The following is a 22,267-nucleotide window of genomic DNA, read 5'->3' on the forward strand; positions in this document are numbered from 1 at the left end:
CTTTGCCCATGTCCGACCTGTTCGACCGACAGCCCGCGCCCGCGCAGCCCGATGCGCCCCGACCGCTCGCCGACCGGCTGCGGCCGAAGGCGCTTGACGAGGTGATCGGGCAGGAGAAGGTGCTGTCTGCCGACGGGCCGCTGGGGGCGATGCTGGGCTCGGGCAGCCTCTCGTCGCTGATCCTCTGGGGCCCGCCCGGCGTGGGCAAGACGACGATCGCGCGCCTGCTGGCCAAGGAGACCGATCTGGCCTTCGTGCAGATCTCGGCGATCTTCACCGGCGTGCCGGACCTGCGCAAGGTGTTCGAGGCGGCAAGGCTGCGTCGGGCGAACGGGCAGGGGACGCTGCTCTTCGTCGATGAGATCCACCGCTTCAACAAGGCCCAGCAGGACGGCTTCCTGCCCCACATGGAGGACGGGACCATCCTCCTCGTGGGCGCCACGACCGAGAACCCCTCGTTCGAGCTGAACGCGGCGCTGATGTCGCGGGCGCAGGTGATCGTGCTTGAACGGCTCAGTCTTGCCGATCTGGAGCGTCTGGCCCAGCGGGCCGAGCATGAGACCGGCCGCGCCCTGCCGCTCGACGGTCCCGCGCGTGAGGCGCTGCTCGAGATGGCGGACGGCGACGGGCGGGCGCTTCTGAACCTCGTCGAGCAGGTGATGGCCTGGAAGGTCACGGGCCACCTCGACCGCGACCAGCTGGCGACGCGGCTGATGCGTCGGGCCGCGAAATACGACAAGTCGGGCGAAGAGCATTACAACCTCATCTCGGCGCTCCACAAATCGGTGCGCGGCTCGGACCCGGATGCCGCGCTCTACTGGTTCGCGCGGATGCTGGAGGGGGGCGAGGATCCCCGCTTCCTTGCCCGCCGCATCACCCGCATGGCGGTCGAGGACATCGGGCTGGCCGATCCGCAGGCGCAGGGGATCTGCCTCGAGGCCTGGGCCACCTACGAACGCCTCGGCTCGCCCGAGGGCGAACTGGCGCTGGCGGAGGCGCTGGTCTATCTGGCGCTCAGCCCCAAATCGAACGCGGTCTATACCGCCTACAAGGCCGCGCGGGCGGCGGCGAGACAGACCGGCTCCGAGCCGCCGCCCAGGCACATCCTGAACGCGCCCACGAAGATGATGAAAGAGATCGGATACGGCTCGGGCTACCAGTATGACCACGACGCCGAGGACGGCTTTTCGGGCCAGAACTACTTCCCCGAGGGCATGAAGCGCCCGGTCTGGTATCTGCCGCAGGAGCGTGGCTTCGAGCGGGAACTGAAGAAGCGCACCGACTATTTCGCCAAGCTGCGTGCCAAGCGGCAGGGCGGTTGACAATGGGCACCATGGAGAACAGAGAAGCGCGATGATCAGCTCTCTTCTTCAGGTGGCGCCCGGTGGCGCCTCGGCGCGCTGCCCGACCGATGGCGCCCTGCGCCCGTCCGGCTCTGCCCCTTCCTCCGGCGGCGTCCGCTCCGTGCCCGTCTCGTCCTGTGCCATCGGTGCGAACACCGCGCGCGCACTCCTTCCGCAGGTGAGGTTCCCGGCATGAAGAGCGTGCAGCTTCTGAAGGTGACGGCCGATGAGGGCGAGCAGCGGCTCGACCGCTGGTTCAAGCGCCGCTTTCCGCATGTGACGCAAGGCGCGGTCGAGAAGATGTGCCGCACCGGGCAGGTGCGCGTCGATGGTGCGCGCGCCAAGGCCTCGGACCGCGTGGCCGAGGGGATGGAGATCCGCGTCCCCCCGCTGCCCGACCCCGACGCGCCGCGGCCGCAGGCATCGCGGGTCACGAAGTCCGACGAGCAGATGATCCAGGACTGCGTGATCTACAGGGACAATGACATCATCGTGCTGAACAAGCCCGCGGGCCTGCCCTCGCAGGGCGGCTCGGGGCAGGGCGAGCGGCATGTGGACGGGCTGACCGAGGCGCTGAAGTTCGGCTACAAGGAGCGGCCGAAGCTGGTGCACCGGCTCGACAAGGACACGTCGGGGGTGCTGGTTCTGGCCCGCACCGACCGGGTGGCGCGGGCGCTGTCCGAGGCCTTCCGCCATCGCAACACGCGCAAGATCTACTGGGCGCTGGTCGCGGGCGTGCCCAGCCCCAAGCAGGGCTCGATCAAATATGCGCTGATGAAGGCGCCGGGGCATGGCCGCGGCGGCGAGGGCGAGAAGATGCTCTGCATCCACCCCGCCAAGGTCGCCGATTACCCCGAGGCGAAGCGGGCCCAGACCGACTTCTTCACCCTCTGGTTCCTCGGCAGCCGGTGCGCCTGGATGGCGCTGTCGCCGATCACCGGGCGCACGCACCAGCTCCGCGCCCACATGGCCGAACTCGGCCATCCGATCGTGGGCGACGGGAAATACGGTGGCTCCAGCCAGGAGAACGCCGGCGACGGCTGGGGGGCGCAGATCGGCGGCGAGGTCAGCCGCAAGCTGCATCTCCACGCCCGCAGCCTGACCATCGAACATCCGATCCGCAAGGAACTCGTGACCTTCACCGCGCCGCTTCCCCCGCACATGACCAAGACCTGGAAACTCCTCGACTGGAAGGAAGGGGACGTGCCGGAAGATCCGTTCGGAGCCTTCTGATGGCGGGCTGGGTTGCGAAACGCTTCTGGAAGGACGTCTCGGTCGTGGAAGACGCGGGGGGCTTTGCCGTCCTCCTCGACGAGCGGGCCCTGCGCACGCCCGCCAAGCGCCCGCTGATCCTGCCCACCCGTCCGCTGGCCGAGGCGGTGGCGGACGAGTGGCGGGCGCAGGAGGGCGAGGTCCGGCCCCGGACGATGCCCTTCACCCGTTCGGCCAATTCCGCGCTCGACAAGGTTGTGCCCCAGTTCGACGAGGTGGCCGCGATGCTGGCGGCCTATGGCGGCACGGACCTGCTCTGCTACCGCGCCCCCGCGCCGGCCGCCCTGACCGCGCGGCAGGCCGAGGCCTGGGATCCGCTCCTCGCATGGGCGGCCGAAGCCCTCGGCGCGCCGCTCGAGCCGACGGTGGGCGTCATGCACCGGCCCCAGCCCGAAGAGAGCCTCCGGCGCCTTGCCGAGAGGGTGGGCGCCCTGTCTCCCTTCCAGGTTGCGGCCTTCCACGACCTCGTGGCGATCTCCAACTCGCTCGTCCTCGCCTTCGGCGTGACCGAGGGACGCCTCCTTGCGGAGGAGGCGTGGGAGCTGTCGCGCATCGACGAGACATGGCAGGTCGAGCAGTGGGGCGAGGACGAGGAGGCGGCCGAGATTGAGGCTGCCAGACGCGCCGCCTTCCTTCAGGCCGCGCGATTCTACGCATTGTGCGGGTAACAATCCTCCGGCACTCTCGCAGGCACCTTCGCAACTTTGCACAATTGCTTCGCAATAGAGTGAAATTGCTGCGAAAAGCGACGCTTCTGCGGTTTGACTTGACGATCGAAACGGCTTCGGTCGACACTGACGGCCACTGTGAGGAAGCTGTCCTCCACAAGAGACGTCCCCGCTCACCGGGGATCAAAGAACCGCCCTGCAACCGGGCGGCAATCAGGAAGAGGTACGCATGAAAAAATCCGTTTTTCTCGGCACGCTGACCGTGGCGGGCCTTGCGGCCGGGCTCGGCTCGGCGGCGACGCTCGATGACGTGAAGGCGCGTGGCGAACTGAATTGCGGTGTCTCGACCGGCCTGACCGGTTTCTCGCTGCCCGATGCCAACGGCAACTGGACCGGCTTCGACGTTTCCCTCTGCCGTGCCGTGGCGGCCGCCGTCCTTGGCGACGGCACCAAGGTCAAGTTCGTGCCGACCACCGGCCAGACCCGCTTCACCGCGCTCGCCTCGGGCGAGGTGGACATGCTGGCCCGCAACTCGACCTGGACCTTCTCGCGCGACACCGATCTGAAACTCGATTTCGTCGGCGTGAACTACTATGACGGCCAGGGCTTCATGGTGCGCAAGGATCTTGGCGTCACCTCGGCCAAGGAACTCGACGGCGCCACCGTCTGCATCCAGACCGGCACCACGACCGAACTGAACCTGGCCGACTGGTTCAAGGTCAACAACCTGAGCTACACGCCGGTTGCGGTCGAGACCAACGCCGAGGGCGAGCAGCAGTATGCCGCCGGCGCCTGCGACGCCTACACCACCGACGCCTCGGGCCTTGCCGCCACCCGCGCAGCCTTCGCCGACCCGGAAAACCATGTCATCCTTCCCGAGATCATCTCGAAAGAGCCCCTCGGGCCGGCCGTGCGCCACGGCGACAACGAATGGGCCGATGTCGTCGGCTGGACGCTGAACGCGCTGATCGCGGCCGAGGAATATGGCGTTACCTCCACCAACATGGAGGAACTGGCCGCCAACTCGCCGAACCCCGAGATCCGCCGCCTTCTGGGCGTCGAGGGGGACCTCGGCCCGATGATCCGTCTGGACAAGGACTGGGCCAAGCGCGCCATCTCCGTGGGCGGCAACTATGGCGAAATCTTCGCCGCCACCATCGGCGAGGCCACCCCGATCGGGCTGGCCCGTGGCCTGAACGCGCAATGGACGCAGGGCGGCCTGCTCTACGCCCCGCCGTTCCGCTGATCTGACGAGGGGCGCCCGACCGGGCGCCCCTTTCCACAACCCGCCGCACCGGGCGGGGCAACAACGATCGGAACGCGAGGGGCGCAACGACGCCAACCCGCCGGACCTGCCGGCCCCGCAATCCGAGCAATGGGGAATCACCGCATGGCAAACGTCGCGGACGCGCCGAAGGACTCCTTTCGGCTCAGCATGCTGCTATACGATACGCGGTATCGTTCGCTGACCATACAGGTCTTCGTCTTCTTCCTGTTCATGGCCGGCGCCGCCTGGCTGGTGGACAACACCATGCGCAACCTCGAGGCGCTGGGAAAGGATTTCAACTTCGGCTTCCTGTGGAACCGCGCGGGCTACGACATCAGCCAGCGGCTCGTGGAATACACCAACGACAGCACGCACGGCCGGGCCATGCTGGTGGGCCTGCTGAACACGCTGCTGGTGGCCCTCCTCGGCTGCATCGCCGCAACCGTGATCGGCGTGGTCGTGGGTGTCCTGCGCCTGTCGAAGAACTGGCTCGTCGGGCGGCTGATGACCGTCTATGTCGAGATCTTCCGCAACGTGCCGCTGCTCCTGTGGATCCTGCTGATCTACGCCGTCTTCACCGAGGCGACGCCGGCGCCCAACGCCTTCCGCCCGAACCCCGAGACCGGCATCGCCGACCGCTCGATGTTCCTCGACGCGATCGCCATCACCAACCGTTACACCGCGGTGCCGAACCCGGTCTTCAGCCGCGAGCTGGGCTGGCTCGACCTCGGGCTCTTCTACGTCAACATCGACGTACTTGCGGTCCTTGCGGCGGTTGTGCTCGGCTGGTGGCTGAACCGGATGGTGAAGGCGCGCGCCACACGGATCCAGAACGAGACCGGGGTGCGGCCCGCAACCTGGTGGTCGTCGCTCCTGCTGCTTCTGGGGCTGCCGGTCGCGGTGCTGCTGGCGCTCGGCTTCCATCTCGAGTTTCCCGAACTGCGCGGCTTCAACTTCGTGGGCGGCCTGAACGTCTCGAACTCCTTCATGGCGCTCTGGCTTGCGCTGTCGCTCTACACCGGGGCCTTCATCGCCGAGATCGTGCGCGCGGGCATCCTCGCCATCTCGCGCGGCCAGTCCGAGGCGGCCTTTGCCCTCGGCCTGCGCCCCGGGCGGACGATGAACCTGGTGATCCTGCCGCAGGCGCTGCGGGTCATCATCCCGCCGCTGATCTCGCAATATCTGAACCTGACGAAGAACTCCTCGCTCGCCATTGCGGTGGGATACCTCGACCTGCGCGGCACGCTGGGGGGGATCACGCTGAACCAGACCGGGCGCGAGCTGGAATGCGTGCTCCTGATGATGCTGATCTACCTGGCCATCAGCCTCGTGATCTCGGCGGTGATGAATGTCTACAACGCCGCCGTGAAGCTGAAGGAGCGCTGAGATGAGCGATACCCACGCCCAGACGGTGCCCTTCGTCCGCGAGACGATGCTGCCCCCGGCGCAGCCCCCCACGAACGAGGCGGGGGCGGTCAGCTGGCTGCGCCAGAACCTGTTCTCCGGCCCTCTCAACATCGCCCTGACGATCCTGGGCGTGCTGGCGATCTACTACCTGCTGCAGGGGATCGTGCCCTGGCTCATGCGCTCGGTCTGGGAGGCGGACAACATCGCCCAATGCCGCCAGATCGTCGCCGAACGCTGGGGCGCCGGGGCCACCGGCGCCTGCTGGGCCGTGATCCGCGAGCGGTGGCCGCAGTTCCTCTATGGCTTCTACCCGCAGCATCTCTACTGGCGGCCGACGCTGGCCTTCGCGCTGCTGTTCGTGGCGCTGGCGCCGGTGCTCTTCTCGGCGGTGCCGCGCAAGCTCATGTGGTTCAGCCTCGCCTATCCGTTCCTGGCCTTCTGGCTGCTCTGGGGCGGGTCGATCTTCCTTCCGATCGCGGCGGCGGCGGGCTTCGCCATCGGCTGGGCCGCCTATGCGCTTCTCCACCGCTTCGGCACGATCGCGGCCGTCGCGGGCGCCGTGCTGATCCCGATCCTCTGGTGGCTGTTCCTTGCGGGCGACGTCTCGCGCGATCTTGCGGGGCTGCTGGGCCGGTCGGCGCCGCTCTGGCTCGAGCCGGTGCGCTCGGACAAGTTCGGCGGCTTCGTCCTTGCCATCACGATCGGGGTGTCGGGGATCGCCCTGTCGCTGCCCCTTGGCATCATGCTGGCCCTGGGGCGGCGGTCGGACATGTTCCTCATCAAGGCGCTGTCGGTCTCGTTCATCGAGTTCATCCGCGGCGTGCCGCTGATCACGCTGCTCTTCACCGCCTCGCTGCTCTTGAACTACTTCCTGCCGCCGGGGACGACCTTCGACATCATCCTGCGCGTCATCATCATGGTGACCCTCTTTGCCGCGGCCTACATCGCCGAGGTGATCCGCGGCGGCCTCGCCGCGCTGCCACGCGGACAATACGAGGCCGCCGACGCGCTCGGGCTCGACTACTGGAAGGCGCAGCGGCTGATCATCCTGCCGCAGGCGCTGAAGATCTCGATCCCTGGCATCGTCTCGACCTTCATCGGCATGTTCAAGGACACGACGCTGGTGGTCTTCGTGGGGCTTCTCGATCCGCTGAAGGGCATCACCGACGCCGTCCGCGCCTCGACCGACTGGAAGGGCATCTACTGGGAGCCCTACATCTTCGTCGGCCTCATCTTCTTCATCTTCAACTTCGCCATGTCGCGCTATTCGATGTATCTCGAGCGCCGGCTGAAGACCGACCACCGCTAGGAGCCACCCATGTCCGAAGTCATCGAACGCAAGATTGACCGCAGCCACATGCAGGTGAGCGACGAGGTCGCGATCCAGATCAGCCAGATGAACAAGTGGTACGGCAGCTTCCACGTCCTGCGCGACATCAACATGACCGTCCACAAGGGCGAGCGCATCGTGATCTGCGGCCCCTCGGGGTCGGGCAAGTCCACGCTGATCCGCTGCATCAACCGGCTGGAAGAGCACCAGTCCGGCCAGATCGTCGTGGACGGGATCGAGCTGACCTCCGACCTCAAGAACATCGACAAGGTGCGCTCCGAGGTCGGGATGGTGTTCCAGCACTTCAACCTGTTCCCGCATCTGACGATCCTGGAAAACTGCACCCTCGCGCCGATCTGGGTCCGCAAGACGCCCCGGAAGGAGGCCGAGGAGGTGGCGATGCACTACCTCAAGAAGGTCAAGATCCCCGAGCAGGCCCTCAAGTATCCGGGCCAGCTCTCGGGCGGGCAGCAGCAGCGGGTGGCGATCGCGCGCAGCCTCTGCATGAAGCCGCGCATCATGCTCTTCGACGAGCCGACCTCGGCGCTCGACCCCGAGATGATCAAGGAGGTGCTCGACACGATGATCGAGCTGGCCGAAGAGGGGATGACCATGCTTTGCGTCACCCACGAGATGGGCTTCGCGCAGGCGGTGGCGAACCGGGTGATCTTCATGGACCAGGGCCAGATCGTCGAGCAGAACGAGCCGGGCGAGTTCTTCCGCAACCCGAAGTCCGAGCGCACCAAGCTCTTCCTGAGCCAGATCCTCGGGCACTGACGCCGCAGCCGCGCGCGGCGCTTCTTGCCAAAAACATGGGCGCCACCCATCAGGGTGGCGCCTTTTTCGTCCCGTTGCCCGTTCGGCGGGCGGGACTCGAATGGCGCCCGCCGCGCAGATGCGACGGCGGGCAAGGTCTTACCGCTCCGTAACCTTGGCTATGGTTTTCCCACGAGACCAGCCTCGCCCGTCGCGTGACGCGGTGGACGGGTGCTCAGCAAGGGACAAGCGACATGGCCAACATCACCTTCACCTCGCCGATCATGCACGAACCCAAGACCGTCTATGCCGTCGCGGGGGACACCAAGACGATCCTCGCGGTCGCCGAAGAGCACAGGATCCCGATCCCCTTCGAGTGCAAGGACGGCAACTGCGCCTCGTGCCTGATCGAGGTCTCCTATGCGGATCCGACGGTGAAGAAGGGCATCACCCTCACCGAGAAGGAAAAGGCCAAGCTGCGCGAGCTGGGCAAGATCACCGCGCAGGAGATCCAGGATGCCGAGGTTCTCGACATGCCGCCGCGCTACCGGCTGGCCTGCCAGTTCATCGCCCGCGACGAGGATGTGACCGTGTCCTTCACCGGCGCCCCCGGCGGCGCCTGATCCTCACGGCGGACGCCCCGCTTGACAGGACGCGGGCGGCGCGGGAAGAAACGGGAAGAACGGGCCCGACGCGGCCCTTCTTCGCGGAGGCCCTTCCTGGCGGAGGCCGGTGCCCCGCGTGGAAGGAGGCGTCGGACCCGACGACCGGGGAAGTCCCGGCGGGAATGCGCAAGCGGCGATGGCGTCGCCGTGGGAGGGGGCACCCCTCCGGTGCTTGCGGGGCAACCCGCATCCGTCCTGTACGCCGGGACTCCTGCGGGGTCCCGATCACCGGGCCCCATCCGATGAGGTCCGAGATGGAACGTCCCGAAAACTACCGCTTCCACAACGGCGAGAAGGCACGCCTGCCCTTCGCGGCCGAAGAATACGCGACCCGGCTGGAAGGCCTGCGCGACCTGATGGAGCTGCATTCGCTCGATGCGGTCGTGCTGACCTCGATGCACAATGTCGCCTACTATTCCGGCTTTCTCTATTGCTCTTTCGGGCGGCCCTATGCCTGCGTCGTCACGCCCACCGATTGCGTGACGATCAGCGCGGGCATCGACGCGGGCCAGCCCTGGCGGCGCAGCGTCGGCGACAACATCACCTACACCGACTGGCAGCGCGACAATTTCTGGCGCACGGTGGCCGCGGTCGCCGGCACCGGCAAGGCCATCGGCTGCGAGGCCGACCATCTGACCATGGTTCAGGCGGAAAAGCTGAACGCCTTCCTCAAGCCCAGACGCGGCATGGATGTGGCGCCGGGCACGATGGCGCAGCGCATGGTCAAGTCGCCGGCCGAGATCGCGCTGATCCGTCAGGGCGCGCAGGTGGCGGATGCGGGCGGCTACGCCATCCGCGACGCGATCCGCGTGGGGGCGACCGAGCTGGAGATCGCGATGACCGGCCGCGACGCGATGGAGCGCGAGATAGCCCTGCGGTTCCCCGAGGCCGAGTACCGCGACAGCTGGGTCTGGTTCCAGTCCGGCCTGAACACGGACGGCGCGCACAACCCGGTCACGAACCGGGCGCTCGAACGCGGCGACATCCTCTCGCTCAACTGCTTTCCGATGATCTCGGGCTATTACACCGCGCTCGAGCGCACGCTCTTTCTGGGCGAGGTGGATGAGGCGAGCCTGCGGATCTGGGAGGCCAACGTCGCCGCGCATGAGTATGGCATCTCGCTGCTGAGGCCCGGCGCCTCCTGTGCCGAGGTGACGGCGAAGATCAACGCCTTCCTCGAGGAGCGCGACCTGCTGCGCTACCGCACCTTCGGCTATGGCCATTCCTTCGGCATCCTCTCGCACTACTACGGCCGCGAGGCGGGGCTGGAACTGCGCGAGGATATCGAGACCGTGATCGAGCCCGGCATGGTGATCTCGATGGAGCCGATGCTGACGCTTGGCGCCGGCCAGCCCGGCGCCGGCGGCTACCGCGAGCACGACATCCTCGTGATCACCGACGAGGGGAACGAGAACATCACCGGCTATCCCTATGGTCCGGGGTTCAACGTGATCGCCTGACGCAGGCGCGGCGGCAACGGTCGCCGGGCCTGCGATCTGCGGGCCCGGCGGGCGGAAGTGATCCTCTGGCGCCACGCCTGCGGCCTTTCCGTTCCCACACCCTTGACGCGATCCGCTGCGCCATGTCCGATCAACGGCATGTCCTCCAGCCAGATGGGTTCAACGTGACCGGCCGCATCCTCTCCTTCGCGCTGATGGCGCTTCTGCCGTTCCTCGCTGCCTGCGCTCAGGCGCCCGCTCCGCTGGAGGGGCCGAAGGAGCATCCGCTCTATCCCGGCATCCAGGATGGCGAGTTCTTCATCGAGCCGGTGCCGATGCGCTACCTGACGCCCGACGCCATCCGGCAGGAGGTGCCCTATGCCGGGCCCGAACGGCCGGGGACCATCGTCGTCGATACCTTCGCCCGGCGGCTCTACTATGTGCTCGAAGAGGGGCGGGCCATGCGCTACGCCATCGCCGTGGGACGCGCGGGCCTGGCCTTCCGCGGCTCGGCCACCGTGCAGCGCAAGCGCGAGTGGCCCTCGTGGCAACCCACCGCCAACATGGTCCGCACCCAGCCCGAGATGTATGCCCCCTACGCCGCGGGCCTTCCCGGCGGGCTCGAGAATCCGCTGGGGGCGCGCGCGCTCTACCTTTACCGCGGGGGGCGGGACACGATGTTCCGCATCCACGGCACGGTGCAGAACGCCTCGATCGGGCACGCCACGTCGGCGGGCTGCATCCGGCTCTTCAATCAGGATGCGATCGACCTCTACGACCGCACGCGCATCGGCACGCCGGTCAAGGTGCGCACGCAGGCCGAGTCGCTCGAGCTGGAGGGGCCGTTCCATGATGACGAGTTCGGCCGGATCGCCGCCGGCCCCGGCGAACCCCTGACCGAGGAGGAGCGCGTCCTTCTCTCGGGCATCCCGGCCACCGCCCGCTGAGGCGCCGCCGACGGCGGTCCCGAGCCGGAAGAAGCCGCGGTTCCTCCGGCACTTGCCTTCTGGCCCTTCCGGTCTTTGGCCTTTATACCCAAGCCGATGGTTCCTCTGGGGGGAGAGCAGAGCGATGAGCGTGAACAGCCCCGTCCGTCCGGTGATGGCGGCCGACATTCTGGCGCGGAAGGGCGGCGAGCCGCTTGTCTGCCTCACCGCCTACACGACGCCGATGGCGCGTCTGGTCGATGCCCATTGCGACATCACGCTGGTGGGCGACAGCCTCGGCATGGTGGTCCACGGCCTGCCCACGACGCTCGGCGTGACGATGGAGATGATGATCCTGCACGGCAAGGCGGTCGCCCGCGGCACCTCGCGCGCGATGCTCGTGATCGACATGCCCTTCGGCAGCTACGAGGAAAGCCCCGCGCAGGCCTTCGCCAGTGCCCGCCGCCTGATGGCCGAGACCGGCTGCGCGGCGGTCAAGCTGGAGGGCGGCCGACACATGGCCGGGACGATCCGCTTCCTCGTCGAGCGGGGCATTCCGGTCATGGCGCATGTCGGGCTCACGCCGCAGGCGGTCAATGCGCTGGGCGGTTACAAGGTTCAGGGCCGTGGCGCCGACGCGGACCGCGTGATGGAGGATGCCATCGCCGTGGCCGAGGCCGGGGCCTTCTCGGTCGTGCTCGAGAAGGTGCCCGATGGGCTCTCGCAGCGCATCACCCAGCGGATCGCGATCCCCACCATCGGCATCGGCGCCTCGGTCCATTGCGACGGGCAGGTGCTGGTGCTCGACGACATGCTGGGACTGTTTACCGATTTCCGCCCCAAGTTCGTCAAGCGGTATGGCGAACTCGGCACGGCGGCCGACGAGGCCATCGCCGCCTATGCGGCCGAGGTGCGCGCGCGCCGCTTTCCGGCGCCCGATCATGTCTTTCCCGACGAGCTGAAGGGGAAGCAGCCGTGACGCCCACCGTTCTTCGGTCGGTGGCAGAGCTGCGCGCCCGCGTTGCCGACTGGAAGGCCGCGGGCGCGACAGTGGGGGTCGTGCCGACGATGGGCGCGCTGCATGACGGGCACCTGAGCCTGGCCCGTCGGGCTCGCGCCTCCTGCGACCGGGTGATCGTGACGATCTTCGTCAACCCGCGCCAGTTCAACAACCCGTCCGATCTGGACAAGTACCCCCGGACCGAAGAGCAGGATGCCGCGCTTCTGGCGCAGGTGGGGGTGGATGCGGTCTTCGCCCCGCCGCCTGAGGAAGTCTATCCGCGCGGCTTTGCCACCACCGTCTCGGTGACGGGCGTCAGCGAGCCTCTGGAAGGCGCGCACCGGCCGGGCCATTTTGACGGGGTGGCCACGGTGGTGGCCAAGCTCTTCGGCATGACGCGCGCCGACCGTGCCTTCTTCGGCGAGAAGGACTGGCAGCAGCTGATGGTGGTGCAGCGGCTGGTGGCCGATCTCAACATTCCGATCGGGATCGAGGGCTGCCCCACGGTGCGCGAGCCCGACGGGCTGGCCATGTCCTCGCGCAACGTCCGCCTGTCGGCCGAGGGGCGCGCGCGGGCGCCGGCGCTCTGCCATGCGATGCAGGCGGCGGCGGCGGCAATGCGCGGCGGCCTGCCGGTCCCCGAGGCGCTGGCGCAGGCCCGCTCCGAGGTGCTGGCGGCGGGTTTCGAGGCCGTGGATTATCTCGAGCTGCGCACGGCGGATCTGCTTCTTCCGATGGAGCGGCTTCAGGGCGAGGGCCGGCTGCTGGCGGCGGCCACGCTCGAGGGCGTGCGGCTGATCGACAACATCCCCGTCTGAGGCGGTTGCCAGCTGTCAACCGCGCGCGGGGTGCCGCTCCGGGCCGCGCGCGTCACGCAGGGTCGAGCAGGTCGGCCAGCACCAGCGCCATGACCTTGGCGCTGTCCAGCATGTCCTGGATGCCCACCCACTCGTCGGGCTGGTGCGCCAGATGCAGCAGCCCCGGCCCGTAGGCGATGCAGTTCTTCAGCTTGCCGATCCGGTCGATGTGCTTCTGATCGTAGGTGCCGGGCGAGACCACATAATCCGCCTGCCGCGCCAGAACCCGCTCGATGGCGGCGGCGGTCGAGCGCACCACGGGGGCTTCGCGGTCGGTCAGGGTGGGCTGCACCTCGAAGAGGTCGCGGATCTCGAAGGCAAAGCCGGGGCGGCTCTCGGCCAGCCGGGCGGCGAGGGCGTGCAACTCGGCCTTCACCTCGGCCAGATCCTCCTCGATCAGGAAGCGGCGGTCGATCACGATGCGGCAACGGTCGGCCACGCAGGGGGCGGGCAGGCCGGTGTATCCGGGCTCCGGCTCCGGCTCGCCGCCGTGGATCGAGTTGATGTTGAGCGTCGATTGCCGCGCGCCCTCGGGCGTCACCGGCATCGCGGTGGTGCGGCCGGCGAGCAGCGGATAGAGCCGCTCCTCGATCTCGGAGAGCAGCGCCCCCATGTGCCGGATCGCGCTCTCGCCCAGGAAGGGCATCGAGCCGTGGGCGATCCGGCCCATGGTCTCGACCTCGGCCCACCAGACGCCGCGATGGCCGAGGCAGATCCGGTCCTTGTGCAGCGGTTCGGGGATCAGCACATGCTGGACATGGGCAAAGCGGCCCTGCCCGGCGAGGTAGGCCACGCCGCCAAAGCCGCCCGACTCCTCGTCGGCGGTGGCCGAAATCTCGATGCTGCCCGCAAAGTCCGGGCAGACGGCAAGAAAGGCCTCGGCCGCGATCACCGAGGCGGCGAGGCCGCCCTTCATGTCGCAGGCGCCGCGGCCATAGAGCCGGTCGCCCTCGACCTCGGCCCCGAACGGGTCGCGCGTCCAGCCGTGGCCCACCTCGACCACGTCATGATGCGAGTTGAAATGCACGCAGTCGCCCGGCCGCGCGCCCGCCCGCCGGGCGATCAGGTTCCAGCGCGGATGGGTCCCGGAATCGCCCGGCGCGCCCTCGGCGCGGATCAGTTCGACATCGAAGGCCGGCGCGAGGCGCGCGGCCAGCGTCTCGCAGATCTCGCGGTAGTTGCGCCCCGGCGGGTTCAGGGTCGGGATGCGCACCAGCTCCTGCGCCAGAGCGATCAGATCGGCGCGGCGGGACTCGACTTCGGCGATCAGGCGGCTGTCCTTCATGTCCGCAGAGTGCCCCGCCCGAGGCCGAAGGGCAACAGCGCGGCCATCTGCCCGATACCGCGACTTTCCGCCCCGCGCTAGAACGGCGCAGCGGCCCCTCCGGGCCGGGAAGGAGAAAGCGATGATCCTCGGATTCCTCCGCGTCGCACTGATCGGCGCCGTGGTGCTGACGGTGTTCTACGTCCTTTTGTCCATCTACTCGCGCTCGCTGCGGCGCGAGGCGCTGGAGAAGGAGTATGACGAGGGGTATGGCGACGGACCGCGTGAGGCCTATATCGAGGCCGGTATGAAGAAGTACGAGAAGGGTCTGCGCAAGAAGCTGATCCTGCTCGTCTATATCATTCCGGCCATAATCTTCACGGTCGTGTTCTGGACCCTGAATTACTCGTGAGGTTGTCATGCGTTATCTGAAATGGGCTCTTCTGGCGCTGGGGGCGGTTCTTGTCGTGTCCGCGCTGCACTACAACCTGCCGCGGCATGATGTGGTGCGGATCGTGGGCACCAACATCCAGCGGATCGATCCCGGCGACACGAGGGTGTTCGGCACCCTGAACTCCGGGGCGGACTCGCGCGCGGGCGCGACCTTCGGCAACGTGATCTACGCGATCTTCCCCGACGGGAAGCCCATGGTCTACCGCAACGAGGATACCGAATGGGGCTGGCCGCCCTATTTCAAGTTCAACAGCTCCGACATACAGGCCAAGGCCGAGGATCTGACCTCGACCGCGGGCGATCCGACCTGGGTCGTGGTGACGCGCTACGGCTGGCGCGTGCAGGTGTTGAGCATGTTCCCCAACGCGGTGAAACTGCGCGAGGTCGAGGGGCCGGAGGTCACCGTGATCCCGTGGTTCAACATCTTCTTCTTCATTGCGCTGGCCGGTCTGGCGATCCTCGTGCGGGGCATGTGGATGCAGTTCCGCGAGCGCACGATCGATCCCGCGCTCGAGGACATGGGGGATGCTTGGGACACCCGATCCGACCTCGCCCGGAAACGCGCCCGCACCAACGTGGGCCGCTTCAAGGCCTGGATGCGGTCTCTGAGAAGCTGATCCTGCGGCGGGCCCGAAGGCCGCGGCCAGAGAGGACGGAAAAGGCGCCGGGGCAGGGACCCAGGCGCCTTTTGATGTGAGGACCGCGCCTCTCAGCCGCGCAGCGTGGCGCCCGTGGCTTTCGAGACCTTCTCGACGATCTTGGCCGAGACCGCCTCGATGTCCTTGTCGTTCAGCGTCCGGTCGGTGGGCTGGAGCCGCACCGTCAGCGCGAGCGACTTCTTGCCCGGCCCCATCTGCGCCTCGGCCTTCTCGCCGGTGAACTGGTCGAACACCCGGACGCTCTCGATCAGCGCCTTGTCGGCGCCCTGCGCGGCATTCACCAGCGCCAGCGCCTCGACCGAAGCATCGACCACGAAGGCGAAGTCGCGCTCGACCGCCTGCAGGTCCGAGAGTTTCAGCGCGGGCCGCGTGGGCGTCTTGACCTTCGGCAGCGGCACATTGGCCACGAGGACGGTGAAGGCCACCGCGGGCCCCTTCACGTCCATCTCGCGCAGGATGCGGGGATGGACCTCGCCGAAGGTGGCCAGCACATTCGGCCCGAGGCCCACGATCCCCGACCGGCCGGGGTGCCACCAGCCCGGCACCTTGCGGCTGATCTGCATCCGGGCCGGCGCGCCCACGGCGGCCAGCACCGCCTCGGCATCGGCCTTCGCGTCATAGACATCGACGGGGCGGCGCGAGCCGAAGGGATCGCGCGGGGCCACGGCCCCCACCAGAAGGCCCGTCGCCTGCAACTGCTGCTCCCCCGGCTCGCCGCCCGAAAAGACCGGCCCGATCTCGCAGAGCGCGATGTCGGCAAAGCCGCGGGCCTGGTTGCGGGCCGCCGCCCGCAAGAGGCCCGGCAGCAGGTCCGGGCGCAGGTGGGTCATCTCGGACGAGATCGGATTCTCGACCCGCACCGCCTCGGTCCCGCCGCCGAAGAGCTTCGCCGCGGCCTCGTCGATGAAGCTGTAGGTGACGCATTCGTTGTAGCCGAGCGCGGCCAGCGTCCGCCGCGCCGTCTGCTCGCGCACCTGGAGCGTGGTGAGGATCGGCTTCGGCACGCCGGCCTGCGCGCGGGGCAGGGGCTTGCCCTTCAGCTTGGTGAGCGAGGCCACGCGGGCGATCTCTTCCACCAGATCGGCTTCGCCCTGCACGTCGGGCCGCCAGCTGGGCGGGGCGGCCATGTCGCCCTCGAAGGTGAAGCCGAGCGCCTCGAGCGTGGCGCGCTGCTCGGCCGCGGGGATGTCCATGCCGACGAGGCTCACCACCCGCTTCGGATCGAAGCGATAGGCGCGCGACGTGTCGGGCACCGCACCGTCCATCACCACCTCCGAAGCCTCGCCGCCGCAGAGGTCGAGGATCATCCGGGTCGCCAGCTCGAGCCCCGGCAGGGTGAAGGCCGGGTCCACGCCGCGCTCGAACCGGTAGCGGGCGTCCGAGACGATCTTGAGCGCGCGGCCGGTGGCCGCGATGGTGATCGGGTCCCAGTAGGCGCTTTCGAGGAAGACCTCGGTGGTCTCTTCGGTGCAGCCCGAAAGCTCGCCGCCCATGATGCCGGCCAGCGACTCGGGCTGCTCATCGTCCGAGATCAGCATCTGGCCCGCGCGCACGGTGTAGCTCTTGCCGTCCAGCGCCAGCAGTTCCTCGCCGCCCTCTGCGGCATGGATGCGCAGGCCGCCCTTGATCCTGGCGACGTCGAAGACGTGCAGCGGGCGGTTCAGCCCGATGGTGAAGTAGTTGGTGATGTCCACCAGCGCCGAGATCGGGCGCAGGCCCACGGCGCGCAGCCGTGCCTGCAGCCAGTCGGGCGAGGGGCCGTTCTTCACGCCGCGGATGGTGCGACCGGCAAAGAGCGGGCAGCCCTTCTCCTTCAGCTCGGGCGCGATGGTCACGCTGACGGGCGAGGGGAAGCGACCGGCCACCGGCTCGATCGGAAGCGGCCGGAGGGTGCCGAGGCCTCGGGCGGCGAGGTCGCGTGCCAGGCCGCGGACGCCCAGACCGTCAGGCCGGTTCGGGGTGATCTTCACCTCGATCACCGGATCGTTCACGCCCTTGTAGTCGATGAAGCGCACGCCGAGCGGCGCGTCCGCGGGCAGGTCGATGATGCCGTCGTGATCATCCGACAGCATCAGTTCCCGCTCGGAGCAGAGCATGCCGTTCGACTCGACGCCCCGGATCACGCCGGGCTTCAGATCGACGCCGGTGCCGGGCACATGGGTGCCGACGGGCGCGAAGACCCCCACGAGGCCGGTGCGGGCGTTCGGCGCGCCGCAGACCACCTGAACCTCCTCGGAGGGGGCGTCAGGGCCGTTGGGCCAGGTTTCGACCCGGCAGAGGCGGAGCCGGTCGGCGTTCGGATGCGGCTGGGCCTCGATCACGCGGCAGATGCGGAAGGCGCCGAGCACCTTTGCCGGGTCTTCGACCCCTTCGACCTCGTGGCCGAGGTCGGTCAGGGCGGTCACGATCTCGTCGAGCGGGGCCTCGGTCTCGAGGTGATCCTTCAGCCAGGACAGGGTGAATTTCATCGGGCGCCCCTCGGAAATGATTGCGGTTCGGGCCTTAGCGCAAACGGGCGCGAAGGGGAAGGCCGGGGTTTCCGGGCGGGAAACGGCCTGTTCGGAAGACCGTCGGCCGGCGCCATTCTTTTGCCCGGAATCGCGTGGAGGTTGAGGGGATGGACAAGATGCTTGCTCTTCCCGCGAACCGCCGATCTCTGATCGGGCCCTTTCGGCTCTGTCTGCTGCTCGCGCTGCTGGCGCTGCTGGGGCTGCAGTCCCTGCGGGGGCCGGACATGCGAACCCCGCCAGCACCACAGGCGCCGGCGGGGCGATGACCTTGGCCTGTCAGGCCTGTCCGATCAGAAGCCGATCTTCGGCAGCGAGAACTCGGGCAGGCTCAGGCTCGGCAGGCTCAGCTCGGGCAGCGAGAAGCTGGGCATCGTCAGTTCGGGCAGATGGGCCCGAACGGCCGCCCAGTCGATGTAGGTCGAGAGATAGCCGACCGTCAGCATGGCCAGCACCAGCAGCATCAGGCGGAACCCCTGCGCCGAGAAGCGGAAGGCCAGCTCCTTGCGGTAGAGATCCTCGATCAGCTGATCCTGCAGGCGGCGCGCGGCTGTCGCATCATCCGTGCTGTTGGTCAGGATGCGGTGCGTCTCGATCTGATCCACCGGCGAGAGGCCGAAGGCCAGCCGCAGCACGAAGGGCAGGCAGCAGACGGCAAGGCCGATCAGCAGGAGCCGCCCCGGCTGCCAGCTCGGGATCGAGAAGGCGAAGGTCAGCTCGGCCCCCAGCAGCACGGCCCAGAGCGCGACCAGCGTGGCGCTGCGGATCTCGACCTTGCGGAGGAAGGACTGCAGCACCTCCTGCGCCTCGGGGCTGCGGTCGGTGACATTGCCCGGCGCGTTGGCCTGAAGCTGGCCGTAAAGCTGGAAGCGCCTGCGCCACATCGGATAGCGCCGTGCGGCGGGATATTCGGGGTAGCGGAACTGGCGCCGCAACTCGAGATAGTAGATCGCGGCGAAATACCAGACGACGAGGGTCGCCGCGATGACGTTCTGGATCGTGACGATTTGGTGCACACTAACCATGACCGGACCCTTTACCATGATCCGGTCAGGGTATCAGCGTGAGAGCCCCCCTGCCAGATCAGGCATGTCCAGAGCGGCAAAGCCATAGTGACGCAGCCAGCGCAGGTCGCTTTCGAAGAAGGCGCGCAGATCCGGGATGCCGTATTTCAGCATCGCGATGCGGTCGATCCCCATGCCGAAGGCGAAACCCTGCCACTCGTCAGGGTTGACGCCGGCCGCCGCCAGCACCTTGGGATGCACCATGCCCGAGCCCAGGATCTCGAGCCAGCCGTCGCCCTCGCCGATCTTCAGCTGTCCGCCCTCCCACGAGCAGCGGATGTCCACCTCGGCGGACGGCTCGGTGAAGGGGAAATGCGAGGCGCGGAAGCGCAGCTCGACGCTCGGCACCTCGAAGAAGGCGCGGCAGAATTCCTCGAGCACCCACTTGAGGTTGGCCATCGAGATGTCGCGGTCGATGGCCAGCCCCTCGACCTGATGGAACATCGGCGTGTGGGTCTGGTCCATGTCCATGCGGTAGACGCGGCCGGGCGCGATCACCCGGATCGGCGCGCCCTGCGCCTGCATGGCGCGGATCTGCACCGGCGAGGTGTGGGTGCGCAGGACGTGCGGCGGGCGGGGATCGCCCTCGGCGCGCGCCATGAAGAAGGTGTCATGCTCCTGCCGGGCGGGGTGCTCGGGCGGGATGTTCAGCGCGTCGAAGTTGAACCAGTCGCTTTCGACCTGCGGGCCTTCGGCCACGGCGAAGCCCATGTCGGCGAAGATCGCGGTCAACTCGGCCATCACCTGGCTCACGGGATGGATCGTGCCCATCCGGCGCGGGCGGCCGGGCAGCGTCACGTCGAGCCACTCGGTCTTCAGTCGCGCATCCAGCGCCGCATCGGCCAGCCCCTGCTTGCGGGCGCGCAGGCTTGCGTCGATCTCGTCGCGCAGCCGGTTCAGCGCGGCGCCGGTGGTCTGGCGTTCTTCCGGCGACATCTGGCCCAGCTCGCGCATCTTGAGGCTGATCTCGCCCTTCTTGCCCAGAGCCGCCAAGCGGACCTCCTCGAGCGCGGCCTCGTCGGCGGCGCTGGCGATGGCCTCGATATATTTGCCTCTGAGCGTGTCGAGCGCGGTCATGTCAGCCTCCGGTGCAGGTGAGCGGGTGCTACCGGGCGAGGGACGCTTTGTCCAGAGCAGCAATCCTCGCCGGGGCGTGACATGAAAAAGCCCCGCCACCCGGAGGGTGCGGGGCCTTTCCGGGAACTGTCGCGGGCCTCAGGCCAGCGCGGCCTTCGCGCGGGCGGCGATGGCGTTGAACGCCTCGGGCTCGTGCACGGCGAGATCGGCGAGCACCTTGCGGTCCACCTCGATACCGGCCTTCGACAGGCCGTTGATGAAGCGCGAGTAGGTCATCTCGAGGTCGAACAGCCGGACGGCGGCGTTGATCCGCTGGATCCACAGCGCGCGGAAGCTGCGCTTGCGGGCCTTGCGGTCACGGGTCGCGTACTGGTTGGCCTTGTCGACGGCCTGGGTCGCGGTGCGGAAGTTGGTGGAGCGGGCGGCGTAGTAGCCCTTCGCGGCCTTGATGACCTTGCGGTGGCGGGCGTGGGTGACCTTGCCGGACTTGACGCGGGACATGTGAAGCTCTCCTTACCGGTCGTAGGGCATGTATTTCTTGACGATCTTCGCGTCGGCGTCGGACAGGATCATGGTCCCGGTGACGTCGCGGATGAATTTCGTCGAGCGTTTGATCATGCCGTGGCGCTTGCCGGCGGGGCCGGCCTTCACCTTGCCGGTGGCGGTGAAGCTGAACCGCTTCTTCGCCGCGGACTTGGTCTTCATCTTGGGCATTTCCATCTCCTCTTGCGAGTGGTCAAGCACGACTCGGCATGCCTCTCCGGCCGGCCGTGCGGGTTTGAAGGCCGCTCCCATAGCCGGGAGCGGGCCGGTGCGCAAGCGGAAAGCCCTATTCGGGGTCGCCGCTGTAGATCAGCCGCTCGTCGCAGGGGGCGACGCGCAGGATGTTGGTGGTGCCGCGCACGTTGAAGGGCACGCCCGCGACCACGGCGATCTGCTCGTGCTCGCGCGCGAAGCCGTCGGCGAGGGCGGTGCGGGCGGCGCAGATCACCGCGCCCTTGAACCGCTCCTGCGGCTCGGTCACGACGCAGTGGGTGCCCCAGGTCAAGGAGAGGCGACGCGCCGTCTCGACCAGCGGGGTCAGGGCGACGATCGGCACCCGCGGCCGCTCGCGCGCCACCAGCGACACGGTCGTGCCGGTCTGGGTGAAGCAGCAGATGGCCTTGATCGGCGTGTTCTCGGCGATTTCGCGGGCGGCGGCCACGATGGCATCGGCGACGCTGGTGCGGCGGGCGGAGCGGCTCGCCTCGATGATGTCGCGATAGACCGGGTCGCTCTCGACCGAGATGGCGGTGTTGTTCATCGTCGTGACCGCCTCGATCGGGTAGGAGCCCGCGGCGGATTCGGCCGACAGCATCACCGCGTCGGCGCCCTCGTAGATGGCCGTCGCCACGTCCGAGACCTCGGCGCGGGTGGGCATGGGCGAGTCGATCATCGACTCGAGCATCTGGGTCGCCACGATCACGGGCTTGGCCGCCGCGCGGGCGCCCCGCACGAGGCGCTTCTGGATCGGCGGCACCGCCTGCACTGGCAGTTCCACCCCCAGATCGCCGCGGGCGACCATGATCCCGTCGGAGACCGCGAGGATCGCGTCATAGGCCTTCACGGCCGCGGGCTTCTCGATCTTGGACAGGATCGCCGCCCGGCCGCGGGCGAGGCTGCGCGCCTCTTCCACGTCCTCGGGACGCTGCACGAAGGACAGCGCCAGCCAGTCCACGCCCAGTTCGCAGACGAACTCGAGATCGCGGCGGTCCTTTTCGGACAGCGCGGCCAGCGGCAGCACCACGTCGGGCACGTTCACGCCCTTGCGGTTCGAGATGGTGCCGCCCACGGTCACGATGCAATTGGCAAAGTCGGGGCCGCACTCGGCGACCTCGAGCCGGATCTTGCCGTCGTTCACCAGCAGCGACGAGCCGGGCTCCAGCGCCGCGAAGATCTCGGGATGGGGCAGGTTCACCCGCTCGGCCGTGCCCGGCGCGGGGTCCAGATCCAGCCGGAAGCGGGCGCGCTCGACCAGCTCTTCCGACCCGTTGGCAAAGGTGCCGACGCGGAGCTTCGGCCCCTGCAGGTCGGCGAGGATGCAGACCGGCGTTCCCGTGTCCGCCTCGATCTGGCGCAGCGTCTGGTGCCGTGCGCGGATGTCGTCATGCGATCCGTGGCTCATGTTCAGCCGGAACACGTCCGCTCCGGCCTCGAACAGCGCGCGGATGGTGGCATAGTCGTTGGAGGCCGGCCCCAGTGTGGCCACGATCTTTACATTGCGAAGGCGTCTCATCCTGCCTCGTTTCCTTGTCGTTCTGTCGATGTCGTGGT

The 22,267-nt window shown here is 68.2% G+C and carries 22 protein-coding genes; 14 read left to right on the plus strand and 8 right to left on the minus strand.

Annotated features, from left to right (window positions below):
• The first annotated feature begins 8 nt into the window (after positions 1–8).
• A complete protein-coding gene (locus tag FG154_RS04635) occupies positions 9–1,322 on the plus strand; it encodes a replication-associated recombination protein A (protein ID WP_145104760.1) in 1,314 nt (437 codons plus the stop codon).
• Positions 1,323–1,370: 48 nt separating this feature from the next.
• Here the strand turns inward: FG154_RS04635 and FG154_RS21710 are convergent, their stop codons facing one another.
• Positions 1,371–1,499 (minus strand): hypothetical protein, encoded by a 129-nt coding sequence (locus tag FG154_RS21710; RefSeq protein WP_281282042.1) that lies wholly within the window; start codon positions 1,497–1,499, stop codon positions 1,371–1,373.
• 36 nt (positions 1,500–1,535) lie between these two features.
• On the opposite strand from FG154_RS21710, the gene FG154_RS04640 reads away from it, so the two are divergent.
• From FG154_RS04640 to panC, 11 genes are all read left to right on the plus strand, one after another.
• Positions 1,536–2,576, plus strand: coding sequence for an RluA family pseudouridine synthase (locus FG154_RS04640; protein WP_145104762.1), 1,041 nt, complete (start codon positions 1,536–1,538; stop codon positions 2,574–2,576).
• A complete protein-coding gene (locus FG154_RS04645) occupies positions 2,576–3,283 on the plus strand; it encodes an ATP12 family chaperone protein (RefSeq protein WP_145104763.1) in 708 nt (235 codons plus the stop codon). The genes FG154_RS04640 and FG154_RS04645 overlap by 1 nt, the downstream gene beginning before the upstream one ends.
• 229 nt (positions 3,284–3,512) lie before the next feature.
• Positions 3,513–4,529, plus strand: coding sequence for an amino acid ABC transporter substrate-binding protein (locus tag FG154_RS04650; protein WP_145104765.1), 1,017 nt, complete (start codon positions 3,513–3,515; stop codon positions 4,527–4,529).
• A gap of 144 nt (positions 4,530–4,673) precedes the next feature.
• On the plus strand, positions 4,674–5,936 hold the full coding sequence (locus FG154_RS04655; RefSeq protein ID WP_145104767.1) for an amino acid ABC transporter permease: 1,263 nt from the start codon (positions 4,674–4,676) through the stop codon (positions 5,934–5,936).
• Position 5,937: 1 nt separating this feature from the next.
• The gene (locus FG154_RS04660) at positions 5,938–7,266 is read left to right on the plus strand and encodes an amino acid ABC transporter permease (protein WP_145104769.1); all 1,329 of its coding nucleotides are present in this window, start codon (positions 5,938–5,940) and stop codon (positions 7,264–7,266) included.
• Positions 7,267–7,275: 9 nt separating this feature from the next.
• The gene (locus FG154_RS04665; protein ID WP_145104771.1) at positions 7,276–8,064 is read left to right on the plus strand and encodes an amino acid ABC transporter ATP-binding protein; all 789 of its coding nucleotides are present in this window, start codon (positions 7,276–7,278) and stop codon (positions 8,062–8,064) included.
• A gap of 233 nt (positions 8,065–8,297) precedes the next feature.
• Positions 8,298–8,666: a 2Fe-2S iron-sulfur cluster-binding protein gene (locus FG154_RS04670; protein ID WP_145104773.1), complete on the plus strand. Its 369-nt coding sequence runs from the start codon at positions 8,298–8,300 to the stop codon at positions 8,664–8,666.
• 296 nt (positions 8,667–8,962) lie between these two features.
• Positions 8,963–10,168, plus strand: coding sequence for an aminopeptidase P family protein (locus FG154_RS04675; RefSeq protein WP_145104775.1), 1,206 nt, complete (start codon positions 8,963–8,965; stop codon positions 10,166–10,168).
• Between the two features lie 122 nt (positions 10,169–10,290).
• Positions 10,291–11,094, plus strand: a complete 804-nt coding sequence (locus FG154_RS04680) for a L,D-transpeptidase (protein ID WP_186312288.1) — start codon at positions 10,291–10,293, stop codon at positions 11,092–11,094.
• A gap of 124 nt (positions 11,095–11,218) precedes the next feature.
• Entirely contained in the window at positions 11,219–12,052 is an 834-nt protein-coding gene (panB, locus tag FG154_RS04685) for a 3-methyl-2-oxobutanoate hydroxymethyltransferase (RefSeq protein WP_145104777.1), read from the plus strand.
• Positions 12,049–12,891, plus strand: coding sequence for a pantoate--beta-alanine ligase (gene panC, locus FG154_RS04690; RefSeq protein ID WP_145104779.1), 843 nt, complete (start codon positions 12,049–12,051; stop codon positions 12,889–12,891). The genes panB and panC overlap by 4 nt, the downstream gene beginning before the upstream one ends.
• A gap of 52 nt (positions 12,892–12,943) precedes the next feature.
• Here the strand turns inward: panC and FG154_RS04695 are convergent, their stop codons facing one another.
• Positions 12,944–14,215, minus strand: coding sequence for an acetylornithine deacetylase/succinyl-diaminopimelate desuccinylase family protein (locus FG154_RS04695; RefSeq protein WP_145104781.1), 1,272 nt, complete (start codon positions 14,213–14,215; stop codon positions 12,944–12,946).
• A 121-nt stretch (positions 14,216–14,336) separates the two neighbouring features.
• On the opposite strand from FG154_RS04695, the gene FG154_RS04700 reads away from it, so the two are divergent.
• Together FG154_RS04700 and FG154_RS04705 are read left to right on the plus strand one after the other, a co-directional pair.
• A complete protein-coding gene (locus tag FG154_RS04700; protein ID WP_011909450.1) occupies positions 14,337–14,606 on the plus strand; it encodes a hypothetical protein in 270 nt (89 codons plus the stop codon).
• A gap of 7 nt (positions 14,607–14,613) precedes the next feature.
• The gene (locus FG154_RS04705) at positions 14,614–15,264 is read left to right on the plus strand and encodes a DUF1523 family protein (protein ID WP_145104782.1); all 651 of its coding nucleotides are present in this window, start codon (positions 14,614–14,616) and stop codon (positions 15,262–15,264) included.
• A 92-nt stretch (positions 15,265–15,356) separates the two neighbouring features.
• Here the strand turns inward: FG154_RS04705 and pheT are convergent, their stop codons facing one another.
• From pheT to pyk, 6 genes are all read right to left on the minus strand, one after another.
• On the minus strand, positions 15,357–17,774 hold the full coding sequence (gene pheT, locus FG154_RS04710) for a phenylalanine--tRNA ligase subunit beta (RefSeq protein WP_145104784.1): 2,418 nt from the start codon (positions 17,772–17,774) through the stop codon (positions 15,357–15,359).
• A gap of 332 nt (positions 17,775–18,106) precedes the next feature.
• Complete coding sequence (locus FG154_RS04715) at positions 18,107–18,838, minus strand: hypothetical protein (RefSeq protein ID WP_108220965.1); 732 nt, start codon at positions 18,836–18,838, stop codon at positions 18,107–18,109.
• Positions 18,839–18,871: 33 nt separating this feature from the next.
• Complete coding sequence (gene pheS / locus FG154_RS04720) at positions 18,872–19,954, minus strand: phenylalanine--tRNA ligase subunit alpha (RefSeq protein ID WP_145104786.1); 1,083 nt, start codon at positions 19,952–19,954, stop codon at positions 18,872–18,874.
• Between the two features lie 138 nt (positions 19,955–20,092).
• Positions 20,093–20,455: a 50S ribosomal protein L20 gene (gene rplT, locus FG154_RS04725; protein WP_145104788.1), complete on the minus strand. Its 363-nt coding sequence runs from the start codon at positions 20,453–20,455 to the stop codon at positions 20,093–20,095.
• Between the two features lie 12 nt (positions 20,456–20,467).
• Positions 20,468–20,668 (minus strand): 50S ribosomal protein L35, encoded by a 201-nt coding sequence (rpmI, locus tag FG154_RS04730; protein ID WP_002722593.1) that lies wholly within the window; start codon positions 20,666–20,668, stop codon positions 20,468–20,470.
• Positions 20,669–20,783: 115 nt separating this feature from the next.
• Positions 20,784–22,229 (minus strand): pyruvate kinase, encoded by a 1,446-nt coding sequence (gene pyk, locus FG154_RS04735; RefSeq protein ID WP_145104790.1) that lies wholly within the window; start codon positions 22,227–22,229, stop codon positions 20,784–20,786.
• Between the last annotated feature and the right edge of the window lie 38 nt (positions 22,230–22,267).

The organism is Cereibacter sediminicola, assembly GCF_007668225.1.
In the GTDB taxonomy this organism is placed as follows: Bacteria; Pseudomonadota; Alphaproteobacteria; order Rhodobacterales; family Rhodobacteraceae; genus Cereibacter_A; species Cereibacter_A azotoformans.